Annotated in this window: 13 protein-coding genes; 1 reads left to right on the plus strand and 12 read right to left on the minus strand. The window is 40.9% G+C overall.

Features of this window, described 5'->3' with window-relative positions; genetic code table 11:
- Positions 1–31: 31 nt before the first annotated feature.
- The 9 genes from IQ259_RS04565 to IQ259_RS04605 all read right to left on the minus strand — a co-directional run bounded on the left by IQ259_RS04565 (position 32) and on the right by IQ259_RS04605 (position 10360).
- A complete protein-coding gene (locus IQ259_RS04565; protein WP_193881477.1) occupies positions 32–871 on the minus strand; it encodes an alpha/beta fold hydrolase in 840 nt (279 codons plus the stop codon).
- Positions 872–1087: 216 nt separating this feature from the next.
- On the minus strand, positions 1088–2212 hold the full coding sequence (locus IQ259_RS04570) for a site-2 protease family protein (protein ID WP_193881480.1): 1125 nt from the start codon (positions 2210–2212) through the stop codon (positions 1088–1090).
- Between the two features lie 212 nt (positions 2213–2424).
- Positions 2425–3102 (minus strand): dethiobiotin synthase, encoded by a 678-nt coding sequence (gene bioD / locus IQ259_RS04575; protein ID WP_193881483.1) that lies wholly within the window; start codon positions 3100–3102, stop codon positions 2425–2427.
- Between the two features lie 210 nt (positions 3103–3312).
- Positions 3313–4218, minus strand: coding sequence for a peptidoglycan-binding protein (locus IQ259_RS04580; protein ID WP_193881501.1), 906 nt, complete (start codon positions 4216–4218; stop codon positions 3313–3315).
- A 246-nt stretch (positions 4219–4464) separates the two neighbouring features.
- On the minus strand, positions 4465–6201 hold the full coding sequence (locus IQ259_RS04585; protein WP_193881504.1) for an NAD+ synthase: 1737 nt from the start codon (positions 6199–6201) through the stop codon (positions 4465–4467).
- A 200-nt stretch (positions 6202–6401) separates the two neighbouring features.
- The gene (locus IQ259_RS04590; protein WP_193881507.1) at positions 6402–7148 is read right to left on the minus strand and encodes an NUDIX domain-containing protein; all 747 of its coding nucleotides are present in this window, start codon (positions 7146–7148) and stop codon (positions 6402–6404) included.
- On the minus strand, positions 7109–7708 hold the full coding sequence (locus IQ259_RS04595; RefSeq protein ID WP_193881597.1) for a nicotinate-nucleotide adenylyltransferase: 600 nt from the start codon (positions 7706–7708) through the stop codon (positions 7109–7111). Before IQ259_RS04595 ends, IQ259_RS04590 begins: the two co-directional genes overlap by 40 nt.
- A complete protein-coding gene (locus IQ259_RS04600; protein ID WP_193881510.1) occupies positions 7708–9102 on the minus strand; it encodes a nicotinate phosphoribosyltransferase in 1395 nt (464 codons plus the stop codon). Before IQ259_RS04600 ends, IQ259_RS04595 begins: the two co-directional genes overlap by 1 nt.
- Before the next feature lie 76 nt (positions 9103–9178).
- A complete protein-coding gene (locus tag IQ259_RS04605; RefSeq protein ID WP_193881512.1) occupies positions 9179–10360 on the minus strand; it encodes a patatin-like phospholipase family protein in 1182 nt (393 codons plus the stop codon).
- A gap of 177 nt (positions 10361–10537) precedes the next feature.
- Between IQ259_RS04605 and IQ259_RS04610 the strand changes: the two genes are divergently transcribed.
- Entirely contained in the window at positions 10538–11104 is a 567-nt protein-coding gene (locus IQ259_RS04610) for a sugar O-acetyltransferase (protein ID WP_193881515.1), read from the plus strand.
- A gap of 19 nt (positions 11105–11123) precedes the next feature.
- Here IQ259_RS04610 and IQ259_RS04615 read toward each other — a convergent pair whose 3' ends face one another.
- The 3 genes from IQ259_RS04615 to IQ259_RS04625 all read right to left on the minus strand — a co-directional run bounded on the left by IQ259_RS04615 (position 11124) and on the right by IQ259_RS04625 (position 14003).
- On the minus strand, positions 11124–11504 hold the full coding sequence (locus tag IQ259_RS04615; RefSeq protein ID WP_193881518.1) for a calcium-binding protein: 381 nt from the start codon (positions 11502–11504) through the stop codon (positions 11124–11126).
- A gap of 60 nt (positions 11505–11564) precedes the next feature.
- A complete protein-coding gene (locus IQ259_RS04620; RefSeq protein ID WP_193881521.1) occupies positions 11565–12203 on the minus strand; it encodes a Uma2 family endonuclease in 639 nt (212 codons plus the stop codon).
- Between the two features lie 186 nt (positions 12204–12389).
- Positions 12390–14003 (minus strand): NAD(P)/FAD-dependent oxidoreductase, encoded by a 1614-nt coding sequence (locus IQ259_RS04625; protein WP_193881524.1) that lies wholly within the window; start codon positions 14001–14003, stop codon positions 12390–12392.
- Between the last annotated feature and the right edge of the window lie 183 nt (positions 14004–14186).

Here is a 14186-nt window from a genome sequence, read left to right on the forward strand (position 1 = left end):
AGTCAAAAGTCTTTGACCATTGACTCTTGACTCACTTACATTCTGCTAAGAAAGCAGCCACAGTCCGGTTAAATGTCTCAGGTTCAGTCAAAAAAGGCCAATGATTACCAGGAACTTGACACAGGCGTAAATTTTTCAGATTGGTTTTGTAGGGTTTAAGTTGCCATTCTTGGCGGTTCAAACCTTTATCAGACTTGACGAACAAGGCGGGAGTATCAATGAGGCTAGTAAAGCCAGGTACGCGCATCACATCTTCAAAAATCCCATCACGAGCGGTTATGGTGAACTTGCTACCCCAATTACCATCCGGTTTTTGTTCAATTCCGGCTTGGAAGACTTGCTGTTGTAGTTCATTCCAGCCTTGATATTGGTTTAATTGACGGGCTAGTTGTTCGGCTTCTTCGTAACTGGCGAAAGGCCCCATACCTTTGAGAAAAGATAAGAAGCGATATAAGACTGGAAACGTTGCTTTCAAGAAACTCGGCATTTTCCAGATAAAAATGGGGTCAACCAACACCATACTTCGCACCCGTTTGGGATTTTGTCTAGCCCAAATAACAGCTAATTTACCAGTCCACGAATGACTAACAACATGGGCGGAAGACCATCCTAATTTATCCATTAGAGCTTCGAGGTCGGCGATCGCACTTTCAAAGCTATAATCTTTCTCTGGCTTGCTACTATCACCATGACCCCGCATATCGGGCGCAACTATATGATAATCTGCTGCCAAATATTCTCCCAAGCTAGACCAGACAAGGGCATGGTCGCCTAAACCATGTAGTAATAGTAAAGGTTCTTGACCTTGATTCCACTCTAAATAAGAAAGTTGAATATCAGATTTGGTGAAAGTTTGACGTATAGGGATCATTGTAAATCTATCTTGCGAGAGGCTGTACCTACCAAGAGTAAATGAAAGAGTGTGGGGTGCAGGGCAAACGCACCTTTTTTCTTCAAAGTAAATGAGGCTCAAACTCTTTTTCCCCCTGCCTTATGCCAACAATAATTATTTACGCCGACCGACCTATAAAAAACTCCCTCAGCGTGACTGAAGGAGGTTTGAGAAGGTGTTTTTCTGATGAGATATTTATGCAGGGTTAGCTACAGGTTTGCTTTGCAATAGCTGAATAATCGCTGCTTTTTCTAAAATACCGACCAGCACACCGTTTTCCCGAATTACAGCTAAGGCTGATAGTTTTTGTTGTTCGAGTAACTGTATGACTTCTAAAAGCGGTTGGTCGAATTTTACTGTGGTGGATGCAGCTACTGGACGCATGATTTCTTTAACTTGAGTTTCTGTCCACTGTGTTGTTGGGATAGTACGCAAGTCATCTAACGCTACTGCACCTACTAATTGTCCGTTATCATCGGTGACTAAGAAGCGCCGCCAGTCTTGTTTGTGCAGAATCTGTTCATCAGCAAACTCTCTCAAGCTGAGGTTTGCAGATATGATTGGGCTATTACTATTCACAGCATCTGCGGCTGTTAGGCCATTTAGTTTTTCTTGCACTCTAGCAAATTGGGCTGCATTACCGGCGTTTTGTAGTAAGAAGAAGCCAATTAGCAAATTCCAGAAGTTAGCCAAACTACCAAAGAATATTAGTGGAAGTATACCGGAGGCGATCGCTACCCAACCAAATATCTGTCCAACTCGGCTGGCGAAGGTGACACCTTTATAAGGGTTGCCTGTGATTTTCCAAACAAGAGCTTTGAGGATATTACCGCCATCTAAAGGCAAGCCAGGAATCAAGTTAAACAGTGCTAAGGCTAAGTTAACAGAAGCTAAAACACCAAGAATTGCCGCCAGTGGCCCAGATACCGCAGTAGTCACACCAACTACTGTCACGATTCCACATAATAGTAAGCTGACTAAAGGGCCGGCGATCGCAATCCAAAAAGCTCCTGCGGGAGTTTTCGATTCCTTTTCTAGATTTGCCAAACCACCAAAAATAAATAAGGTAATAGATTTAACATCAATTCCTTGACGCAAAGCAACAAAGCTATGTCCTAATTCGTGGGCGACGACAGAAGCAAACAATAACAGCGCTGTCATCAATCCTAGTAGCACAGCTAACCCCCCAGACAGTTGGGGAAATTGCCCTAAAAGTCCACTACTATAGCTCCAGGTTACTAAGCCCAAAACCAAAAACCATGACGGATGGATGTAAAACGGAATCCCGAAGAGATTACCTACGCGAATTGTGCCATTCATGTCGTTCACCTTTGAATGCTGGCGAGAGATTTACTTTTCTTTCTCTCGATGTCTCTAGTGTAACGAAAGGTAACAAAAATTAAAATCGATAAAGAGTTGTGCTTACCGTCCTTTAAAGGGCGGTTATACCAATTTTGGATTCAAAACCGAGAGACTCAGATCCCAGACTTCTCACAGAAGTCTGGGATCTTGTTATTCAGTTTAGTATTTCCTTAAATATTTAGGGCTTCTAAGTTTAAATTAGATGCTGCTTGGGCAAGTTTATCCAAATCTGCTGGGTTGTCAAAATAAGGCAAGGAGCCTAAAACTGGGATGTTTGTGAATGATTCAATTAGCTCTGGTGGTGTCCAGTCGGTAATCTCTGCATCAGTACGAGGTTGAATGCAGTTCAGTACAATGCCTTTAAGATTCACCTGTGATTGTCTTGCTAATGCGACATTAGCCACTGCTTGGGAAATTGCGCCTAATCTCACTGGTACTACCAAGATGGTGGGTAAGCGCCATTGGCCGGCGATGTCAGCTACTGTTAATTCGTTGGTAATTGGTGAACCCAAACCGCCAGCTGATTCTATCAACAGAAGCTCATAACGCGATCGCATCTCACATAAAGTTTTCCATACTACAGCTAAATCAACTTGGCGATTTTCTCTAGCTGCGGCGATGGGTGGTGCTAGGGGCGCTTGAAAGTACAAAGGTGTAATTTCTTCTGGGGATTGTTTTAGCGTAAACAGATTTTGATACCATTCGCGATCGCCAATTCCCGATTGTATTGGCTTCATAATTCCCCAATTGCGCTGTGGGTAATATTTTTGCCAATAAGCTGCCAATGCTGATGTTAATACAGTTTTGCCAGCTTCGGTGTCAGTTCCAGTAATTAGTAATGTATTCAACAATCTGTTTTAAAATCTTTATGCGATGAATTAAACTTCGTCTAACTTGAGAACTGTAGTTTTTTATCAAAGTTTTGCAATTGCTTTCTTAGTTGCAATGACATAACCGAATAATTTAAAACTCCAGGTTTCAATACGGACGGGGTTTAATTTGGTGTGTGATGATCTAGACTCTCTAGATTATCACACACCAAATTTACAGTTAAAATCTCATCCTGGAAACTTCTTCAATAAATCATCTCCAGGAATTACGGTTGTATAAAATACATAGTCACGATTAGCTACGTAGCGGCGGTCTTGTTTAATGATGGCCATAAATTCTCGATGGCCTTGGCGTGTTCTTCCTACTAAACAACCAGCACTTGCAAGTTTAATATCATTGCTAGGGGCATCATAGCCCCAGTGTTGGTTTATGTAAAAAAGACCAGTATCTAGTTTGTCGCCAGTCCGTTGAAAATCCTTGTTGAAATCGCGGTGAACAACGATGTCTTTAACTTGTCTTAATGCTTCGTGAATCTCTGCCGTGCCATGGCCACCTACAGCCCAAGCTTTATATTGTCCAAATTTAATTCTGGCAGCGCCTCCGGGATTCATGGGGTTTAGGGTGTAATATCTGCCTGGTTCAGTGGTAGCTTGCCAATGATCTACGATTTTGGGTACACCGTCTACGACTTCAATCACAATGCGGCGATCGTTAAATTCATTGGAGGCATCATTGTTGAGAGTCCAGTCCCCATTCATTCCTTCTACATAAACAATGTTGTATTCTTTGGGGGCAGTGAAGACTTGATAATTTTGTGCCAGCATGTACTTAACAATCTTGCTGGCAATGTCATTACCTAGTTTTAATGGGGGTTTAGGTAGATCATCAGGTTTAGTTTCAATCAGTTTCTTAGCTGTAACCGCACCTACAAAGTCAAGTTCTCCGGTGTTGGTTAATTCTTGAAATTTACTGATAGCGGCCGCAGTTACTGGGCCAAATTTTGCATCGGCTGGTGGTTCCAATAAACCTAAGCCAATTAATAGTATCTGAATCTGGCGAGTTAGTTCTTCATCTTTAGCGATCGCCTCGAATCCCCATTTCTCTTCTTTACCTAAGAAGTCTTGTAATTTCATATTGCACCTATCTTCACTAAGTTACAACTAGGTATAAACATCATTTCCATAAGGGATGATGTCTGAAACTATACTCTTGGCTAAAAATTTCAGCTAAGATTTTTAGTATTACTTTACGATTCACCGCGATATAAGTAATTTACGCAAAAATAATCCTGTATTTTCTGAAAAATACGGAATTTATAATCTTTAGGTAAGTAAGTCGGCACAGTAAAACCAAACTATGTGAAGAAAATTAAATCAGGCTCAAACTCTTTCTCCCCCTGCTCCCTGCTCCCTGCTCCCTACCCTTGCCTTATCCCAACGATAGGCGTTCTTAATTGCTACCCAACTACTTGCAATGGGCATTCGCCAACCTGTACCAAAGGCGCGGTCTGTGATTTTCAATCCTGGAGGGGCTTGTCGCCGCTTAAATTCAGCACGGGCAACCATTTGAATTACTCGGTCTACAATTATGGGGTCGTGACCTGCGGTGACTATTTCTGCTGCTGACTCATGGTTATGAATGAGGCGTTGCAAGATGTCGTCTAAAATTTCGTAGGCGGGTAAAGAGTCTTGATCAACTTGGCCGGGTTTGAGTTCAGCACTGGGGGCTTTCGTCAGTACATTGTGTGGGATGATTTCAGTTTTGCGATTTAACCAGTGGCAAATTTCATAAACGCGGGTTTTGGGAACATCGGCAATTACTGCTAACCCACCGTTCATATCGCCGTAAAGGGTACAGTAACCGACTGCCATTTCTGATTTATTACCCGTGGATAAAAGTAGATAGCCAAATTTGTTTGCGATCGCCATCAATAAATTACCGCGAATTCGGGATTGAATATTTTCTTCGGCGATGCCAAATTCTGTATTAGCAAACAAGTCAGCTAGGCTGTGATCAAAGCCTTGCATTAAATCACCTATGGGTAAGATAGTGGTTTGAATTCCCAAGTTTTTCCCTAATGCCAAAGCATCACTCACAGAATGTTCCGAACTGTAGGGAGAAGGCATGAGGACACCGAGGACATTTTCTTTACCTAGTGCAGCTGTGGCGATCGCTGCTACTAATGCCGAATCTACTCCGCCACTTAAACCTAAGACTACTTTAGAAAAGCGACACTTAAGTGCATAGTCTTTCACACCCAAGACTAAAGCTTGCCAAATTTCCTCGGCTTCTGATTCGCAAGCGGGTATGACGGTACTTAACTGTAAATCCCGCTTTGCTTCATTAAATTCAACTGTTGCCAAATCAGTTTCAAAACCGTCGGCGCGACACGTAATTTCACCTTGACGATTTAAGGCAAAACTATAACCATCAAATATTAAATCATCATTACTGCCCACTTGGTTGACATAAATTATTGGTTGTTGAAAGCGCAGCGCACTATGCTTTAGCATAGTTTCTCGAAACTGTGGCTTGCCAGCACTGTAAGGTGAAGCAGACAAATTTACAATTAAATCTACGCCCAAAATTGCTAAATCTGCAATTGGGTTGACAGTATAACTGCGTTTGCCCCAAAATTCTTCATCATTCCATAAATCTTCGCAAATAGTTACACCGATATGGATATCATCTAAGGTGAAATAATTAGCTTGTAAACCTGGTTCAAAGTAACGGTATTCATCAAATACATCATAGGTAGGCAAAAGCCGCTTGTAAAAAATTTGCTTGACTTTACCTGCTTCTAATAAAGCAATACTATTAAATAAATTTTTACCGCCAGTGATGTGTGATTTGGTATTTGGTTCAACAGTTCCAACCAGCACAGCTAATTTGGGCGGTAAATCTCTGGCTAGTTGTTGTAATGTCATGCCCATAGCTGACACAAAACTAGGATTTAATAACAAATCCCTTGGTGGATAGCCACACAAAGAAAGTTCTGGAGTCAATAATAAACGCGCACCTACTTTTACCGCCTGTTGTGCTGCTGCGAGAATTTGTTGGGCGTTTCCTGGTAAATCACCAATTGTAGGATTAAGTTGAGCGATCGCAATTTTCATATTTGTTAATGGAAAGTATGAATTATGAAGTGTGAAATGTAAATAAATACGGCTCACTTAAGAAAAAATCGAAACTCCAGCCTAAACAGATCAACCCTTCTGTAGGGGGTTTGGGGGCGGCATAATGCCCCCAATCGGGGGTATGGGAGAGAATCCCCCAATTCTTGGTTTTTCCGACATAATCAAATAGACTTCAGACTTTAAATAAACACCAAAGGTTTATCTTTAAATGGTGCAAAAGCCTCAGCATTAAACTTATATAAACTAGCTGGACGACCAGCGCCGCGTGATACCTTGATTCTGGTATCGCATAAAAAACCTAACTTGAGTAGACGCGCCCGAAAATTAGAATAATCGGCAAAATTTTCGCCTAAAACAGTCGTGTATAACTGATACAAATCGTTTAATGTAAACATTTCTGGCAAGACTTCAAATGCCACCGGACTGTACTCTAACTTATTGCGTAAACGCCTATGACCATAAGCTAAAACTTCATTATGGTCGAAGGCTAATTGTGGCACTTCCTTGACTGGATACCAAGCAATACCAGTTACTTTATCAGCAATTAATTCGGCTTCTTCAAATCTGACGAGTGCAAAGTAACTAACTGATAAATAACGCACCCCGTAACTATCAATTGCTTCCCTGGGATCACGATTTGGCCCCCCAAATGTGTACAACTGTTCTAAATAGAGATTATTGACTCTAATTTTCTCTGCCATGATGCGATAGGCAGCATCTTCTAAAGATTCTCCTTGACGCACCAATGTACCAGGAAAACTCCAATAATTTAAAAATGGTTCTTGCTGTCGCATGACTAAGAGAACCAAGAGTCGATTTTGGGCAGTATCTACAGAAAAAATTACATTATCAACACCTACTTTAAAATCAGCTAAAGGTTGTTGATTTAGCGGAGTTGGAATCTTTTTGTGGTTGCGTCCTGGCATTTGTACAAATGCTGTTGATGAATATAGGCAACAATAAGAGGTGTGAGAGCTTCAGGATCTCCATGTTCACGATAGGCTGTTGAGGATACATCTAAACCTGTGAGGGTCGCGATCGCAATTTTTCCTCCTAGTTTTTCAATTTCCTCTATGCTAGATTCGGCGATCGCATATCCTGGTCGTGGCACAATCAAGAGTTGCACTTGCTGTAACAAATCTTCAACTCGATACCAGCGCGGTAGCTGATTGATTAAATCCGAGCCAATTACCAAAGTGTATTCAGCATCTTTGCCCCAATGCTGTTTAGCTTTTTCCACTGTTTCCAGCGTTCGCCAGCTACTTAAATCCTGTGCCACAGCCACATTGTCTCGTGAGCCATCCATATCCGCAATCAATAGTCGCAACATCGCCGCCCGATGTTCTAACAGGGTTTGATGAGACTTAAACGGATTATCAGCCGCCCAGACTGCCACCCAATCATAACGCTCAGATAACCATCTGAGAATCTCTTGATGCCCAGCCGTTGGCGGATCAGCACTAGTGCCAAACAATGCAATTCTCATCATCTTAACTTTGCGCCCTTTGCGGTTAGTTTCTTAGTCTCCTCTGTCAACACCTGCAACCCCTCAGAAATCTGCACCTGTAAAGCCATAGGATTAGTCAACCGCCGTGCCTCCTCCGGCAAACTCGCAACCGTTGCCGCAGTCCGCTGGCGGATTTCTCCTAAAGTCTCTGGCAATTGCACCCGTTTACCTTCCTTCACTACCAATTGCAGCAAAGGTGTTTCTGATAGCGGTGTTTCTGTGACTAACCCCAACCTATCAGCTTTTACCTGATCCCCTGCAAAAGACCGAAAAATCTGCTTACGTCCGGGATAAGTCACCTTACCACTAGACTGTTTCATGACTGGGATGCCGTCGATTTCCACAAGCTTATAGACTCCATTGATGGGTGTACCTGTAACGAGTCGTGTTCCCAATCCATAACCATCAATTTCCGCACCAGCCGCCTTGAGTCTGGCAATTTCCCATTCATCCAAATCGCCACTGGCTAAAATTGGCACACTTGGTAAAAGCGATCGCACTTTTTTTGATAAAGTCACCAAATCCCCAGAATCCAGTCTGACTCCTAATAATTCCATTTCCCCTGAATTGACTTTTGTCGCTAACTTCTGGGCAGCAGCGATGGTATCGTAAGTGTCAATCAACAATGGCGCTCCCGGAAAATAGCGATGAAATGCCGTAAAAGCTTCTGCTTCACTGCCTGACATTGCTGATAATGCCATGACTAAGGCGTGAGCCATTGTACCACTGGGTTGCTGACCTAGTTGTAGCGCTGCTAACACATTGGAGGTGGCATCTAACCCCCCGGCTAAAGCTGCTCGCGCTGCCCACAAAGCACCTTGGGGACTGAATGCCCGCCTTGTACCAAATTCTAGAAGTGTTGCTTGTTTCCCAGCAACGTCACGTAGACGGGCGGCTCTGGTAGCAATCAAAGTTTGATAATTGAGTGTATTCAACAGGTAAGTTTCTACCAGTTGTGCTTGCCAAAGTGGTGCTTCTATCCGCAACAAAGGCTCATTGGCAAATACCGCCGTGCCTTCTGGTACAGCCCAGACATCGCCAGTAAATTTTCCTGTCTCTAGCAATGACCAAAAGCGATCGCCTGCTTGGGCAAAAATTCCTGTGGCCTGTAAAGCGGCAATTTGAGGCGAACTAAAGCTTAATTTTGCTAAATATCCCAAGGCTTGCTCTAGCCCCATTGCAATTAAATAGCCAAAATTTTCTGGCGATCGCCTCACAAATAACTCAAAACTAGCCCGTTTTTGTTCTAAACCTTCACCTACATAACAAGCTGCCATTGTCAGCTGGTAAAGGTCTGTAAGCAAGCTGTAATCAGCCGTAGAGAGTGTCAGGTCTTGATGTTGGTAGCTGTCCAAGTTTGGGAGAGTTGCCATGCAAGAGCGTCCTTACAAGAATGCTGCTTTCTATTATGGTAGAATTTACCATAAATAATGTCAACTCCTAGGAAACTTAGTTGATGCGTAAAAATTCTTGCAATGCAGTTTGGATTGATGGCTGCTGAATATAAACTTTTGCTGCTTCCATTAAATTCTGAATATTCTCAGGACTCACATCATCAATATCATCACTCAATCGCTGACCAATTAGCTCTCGATCTAGCTTAAACTGCAATCGTAAAATCTGGTGGTCTTGAATTATCTGTTTAGTAATGTACTCGTGAACCCCAGATGAAGCATCAAATAAAATACCAATTAGTGGCTGCGCCCATTGTATTAAACCCCAGCTTTCGGCTTGTTCAAATGGGATAATGCGTGTGCGATTACCTGTACCGATAGAAAGAACAGAAATTTCTTCAACTGAATAGCCTAACCTTAAAGCCTCAGCCACAGCACAAGCTGACGGATTATTAGCTGCAACACCACCATCAATGGCAGAGTAGATACATTTAATTGAGTAAGTAGCAGTGTTATCTGGTATCCTTTCCCAAGGAGAATCTAACAAAGCTTCTCGTGCGTAACCTCTATATTTTTTAATAGTGCGAGTTTGGCCTCTGCCTGTACCACTAATAATTCTAATTTGTGTATTGTTATAAATATTTTCTGTATACGAAGCATTACTATCTATAGTAATAGTATTCTCCGTAGATTTTTCCACTGTGCCATTAACTTTTTTATCTAGTTTATGTGCTGGAAAATAAGTAGGAGCAGAGGCAGAACAAACACAGACTTCCCAAAGGGGTATATTACTATAATCCTTATCTTGCCGCCAACTTTTAAATATAATTGGTTCCCGTTCTATGGTGTCGTAAGCAGTAATTAACAGCCTTGGTGAGGGAATATCAAATAATGTTGTCTCACCTAAATTTTCTTTAAGAACTTGAATTAAACCACTATCAGAAAACTTAGGTGCAGATATACCATACTTCAATATCAGAGGAATACGTTGTAAAGAGAAAAGACTTCTGTAGGGGAAGATAGTTGAGCCTTTTTGTGTGTATAGGTCAATGATATCTTGACTACTTCGTCCTGTGGCGATCGCTGTTGCTAAAATTGCCCCTGTAGAAGTGCCTGCAATTAAGTCAAAATACTCGTGCAAAGGTTGATTAATTTGCTGCTCAATAGCTGCCAAAATGGTTGCAGCAACTACTCCCCTAATTCCGCCACCATCCAAGCTTAAAATCCGAAAAGCCATATTTCTCCGAATTTTTACTAAGTTTGGTAAATCACCTATGAAAAATATAAATAACTATAAATTAAAATTTTATTCAAATGTTTTTTGTTAAGCTTTTTAACTCAAATATTATTATAATTTAAAACTGGTATTATCTTAAAATTCAATATTAAATTAAGTCAAAATCCAAAATCTGTTATGGAAAAAACAGAAAAACAAAAAATGTTAGCTGGCGAGTTATATTTAGCAGAAGATCCAGAATTAGTTGCTGAAAGTAAGCGAGCCAGTCATTTGCTCCAGTTATATAACAGTGCAACTGTTGAACAACAGCAGCAAAGACAGAAAATATTACAAGAGTTATTGGGAAAGGTAGGGGAAAAAACTACCATTGTGCCACCATTTCATTGTGACTATGGCAGCAATATTTATGCTGGTAATGGATTATACATAAATTACGGTTGTGTAATTTTAGACTGCAATATAGTTGAAATTGGTGATAACGTTTTGTGTGGGCCTTATGTGCAGATTTATGCTGCTTATCATCCTGTAGAACCAGAAATTCGTTTAACTGGCAGAGAACTGGCTGCACCAATTAAAATTGGTAACAATGTCTGGATAGGTGGGAGTGCAATCATTTGTCCAGGGGTAAAAATTGGCGACAACACTACAATCGGTGCTGGTAGTGTGGTGGTTAAAGATATACCTGCAAATGTCGTTGCGGCTGGTAATCCCTGTCGAATTATTCGCTATTTATCAAATAATTGAGGAACTAAATTGCCATATTCTAGAATTTGTATCCTCTAGCAAGCCAATAGTGCCAATCTGCGATCGCTTCTTGGGTTTCATCGTCTGCATCAATAGCCTCTATTTCTGATAATTTTGCTGAATAGACATCATCATCCTTACCATTGATGTCAGCAACTTCTACATACATATCTTTTAAACACTCATCATCAGGAGCCATTCCTAGTACTTCGACTTGTTTTTCTTCCGTTGTCGATGTTTTGCGGGATTTCTTTGTCCACTTAGCCATAAACGGATAGTTGAGAGTTTCCTCTAAGTAATAGTACCAGCCCATCGCCCGATCTTCTTTATCTTCCGCATCAACAATAATTTCTGTGGCAATGCGATTTTCTCTGATTTCGTCGCGTTCAACACTAGACATAACAATAAAAACTTACGTATATTGCACCTTGATATGGTATAACGCTTTAGCTATTGACTGTCAATTTTTTTGCTGCTGTCTCACCCAGGCACGAAATGAGCGAATCATAGCAATTTCTCCATTGTTCAAGCTTTCTTGCAAAAAACGGGGAATTTCGGTAGTTAAGGGAAGATTGGCAAAACTTGGCGACACATCACAAGGAACATAGACATTTTCCTGTAACCGATAAATCTGCATTACAGGTTCGTCATAACGCCAAACTTCTGGAACACCCAACGCTAGATAAATGGATAATCGATCAACAGAAGCGCTGGTGTAGTCTACCTCAATTACTAAATCAGGCGGTGGGTCTTGAGTCAAGTCGAGATTCCGCCTTTGCCGCATCAATGGTTCATTTTGAATGTAGAATGCTGAATCTGGTTCTACACCACGCCGTAAGTCTGGACGTTTACAAGTTGTGGAACCAATACTTTTAATATTCAGGTTGAGTTCTTCAGCTAAAGCAAAAACTAAGTGTTCCAGTAGTCTATTGTTATGTTCATGAGGCATCAACGGTGTCATGATTTCTAGCGTTCCTTGATCATAAGCTAGTCGTGTGGTGCGATTATTACCCATTTCTGCCAACATAGTTTCAAAAGTTTGCCAACTGATATTTGGTAGAATTCCTCTTTGGGTACTGCTGACTTTTGTCGTTACCATAAAATTTACCTTCCGGTTTTCTACAACGATATCAATAAATTTCTTTGTTGACTCATGGCTAACAAATTACTCGTTGCACTTAACAAACATTCAAAAACAAAACTTTTTGATCAAACAACTATTTTAAGATGTACTTAGTCATGGTAATTGCTGGTAGTTAGGAAGGAAGAAAATATTTTAGATATTCTATTTAAACACACGAGTAATTTGCTGGGCTGCGACTACCCCTGAAATTGCAGCGCCTTCCATAAAACCTTGCCACTCATAGAATGAGTTCGTATGTTCTCCAGCAAAATAAATATTATCGACTGATGTACCTTCGTTACCTGCAATACTGGTAAAGTAACCAGGTTGATTGCAGGTATAACTGCCTTTAGTTAATGGGTTTAATAACCAATTTTCCAAATAAGCTGAATATTGATTACCTTTGACTCTGACTGCCGCAGTATCTGCACCTGGGAAAATTAATTTTAGATTATTAAGAAAGTTTGTAGTATCTTGCTGAAGAGATTTGGGGTTGAGTTTTGCACCCAAATTACCACCAGTGTAATCAGTTAATACTCCGCGAGACTTGGTTGCTTGACTGGGATTAGGTTCCCAAGTTCCTTGAATAAATGGGAGATTAGCGTAAGCAGCACCATTGCTACCAAAATTAGTCCAAGGGCGGCTATTAAACCCTACCATTAGTTTTGAGTTAGTTCCATAAACTAAATTGTTAATAGCATTGGTTTTCCATTGTGGTAATTGCAGTCCTTGTAAATCTACTTCGCGTAAAGTTGAGAATGGGATAGCAAAAACAACTGCATCAAATTTTTCACTGAGACTATTTGCAAAGAATAATTCTATTTTTCCTGAACTATCTTTTTTAGCAGCCAGCAGTTTTTTACCGGATTTAATTTGTCCTTGTAAGCGCTTTTCTAATGCTGTAACAATTTGTTGATTACCGCCAATCACATGATAGCGCTCATCACTAAATACCCCAAAAGGTCGAAACTTTGAGCGCTTGTCTGCATGAATAAATAGCAAAAAACTTATGCAACTTTGCTCTTCTATTTCTCGACCATATTCACCAGTGTAAGCAGCTTTAATCACTTTTTTGATTAAATTTCCTGCCCCGCGACTATCAAGATAATCTTGGAGATTGATTAAATCGAGTGTACGTTCAGCAGCCGTAAAATTATCAGCATTAGGCTGACCAATATTACGTAAATCAGACTGCATTGATGCAACAAAATCTCGAAATTCATCAACTACTGCTGACTCAGAATAACGCTGTCCATCAAAGTAATAAAAAACTTCTCCTGGTTCTTTTGATAAATCTTCGATTTCTAGCTTAAATTCTTTAACATACCCCAGCATTGTTTTATGCAAGTTATCGATAAATTCGCCGCCTCTTTCAGCAACTTGGCCAGGAAAGAAATTATCAAGGGAATAACAACGTCCACCGATGCGTTGACTGGCTTCGTAGACAGTTGCCACAATTCCTTGTTTTTGGAGTTCGTATGCACAAGACAACCCTGCTAAACCAGCACCAACAATGGCGATTTTGGCATCAATAGAAGGTGGTGCAGCTAAGGTGCGGTGAGCATAGCCAGTTCCTATGCCCATTGTGCCACCTAACAGCGTGAGTTTACCCAAATCGGCCAGAAATTCTCGGCGTTTAGTTTTTCGCACTGACATCATTTTCTCAAGAGCAAAAATGTGTTCTAGACTTTCGCTTGTGGAGATATTCTGTTGTTGACAATAGCGAACAATCCTAAGTGTATGGGCTAGTTTTTGAAAAGTTTGTGAATGACTCATGACTGGGTATTGCCTTTAGTAAAATTTTGTAGCGTTTTTCGCTATCATCCGTACCTAGTATAATTTTCGTATATATAGTTGCTTTAAAGTAAGGTATCCGTAACGTAAATTTTCTACTAAGCTTATGTTGTTTTGAGTTGTTAATGATGATAAAAATCAGGCGATGTCTAGCTAAAATATGCT

This window comes from Fortiea sp. LEGE XX443 (genome assembly GCF_015206815.1).
GTDB lineage: Bacteria > Cyanobacteriota > Cyanobacteriia > Cyanobacteriales > Nostocaceae > Nostoc_B.

Coding starts and splice junctions, on each gene's coding strand:
- IQ259_RS04580 (WP_193881501.1), bottom strand. CDS start 4,218: ATGAAATTACAAGACTTCTTAGGTAAAGAAGAGAAATGGGGATTCGAG.
- IQ259_RS04600 (WP_193881510.1), bottom strand. CDS start 9,102: ATGGCAACTCTCCCAAACTTGGACAGCTACCAACATCAAGACCTGACA.
- IQ259_RS04570 (WP_193881480.1), bottom strand. CDS start 2,212: ATGAATGGCACAATTCGCGTAGGTAATCTCTTCGGGATTCCGTTTTAC.
- IQ259_RS04610 (WP_193881515.1), top strand. CDS start 10,538: ATGGAAAAAACAGAAAAACAAAAAATGTTAGCTGGCGAGTTATATTTA.
- IQ259_RS04590 (WP_193881507.1), bottom strand. CDS start 7,148: ATGCCAGGACGCAACCACAAAAAGATTCCAACTCCGCTAAATCAACAA.
- IQ259_RS04615 (WP_193881518.1), bottom strand. CDS start 11,504: ATGTCTAGTGTTGAACGCGACGAAATCAGAGAAAATCGCATTGCCACA.
- IQ259_RS04585 (WP_193881504.1), bottom strand. CDS start 6,201: ATGAAAATTGCGATCGCTCAACTTAATCCTACAATTGGTGATTTACCA.
- IQ259_RS04605 (WP_193881512.1), bottom strand. CDS start 10,360: ATGGCTTTTCGGATTTTAAGCTTGGATGGTGGCGGAATTAGGGGAGTA.
- IQ259_RS04625 (WP_193881524.1), bottom strand. CDS start 14,003: ATGAGTCATTCACAAACTTTTCAAAAACTAGCCCATACACTTAGGATT.
- IQ259_RS04620 (WP_193881521.1), bottom strand. CDS start 12,203: ATGGTAACGACAAAAGTCAGCAGTACCCAAAGAGGAATTCTACCAAAT.
- IQ259_RS04595 (WP_193881597.1), bottom strand. CDS start 7,708: ATGAGAATTGCATTGTTTGGCACTAGTGCTGATCCGCCAACGGCTGGG.
- IQ259_RS04565 (WP_193881477.1), bottom strand. CDS start 871: ATGATCCCTATACGTCAAACTTTCACCAAATCTGATATTCAACTTTCT.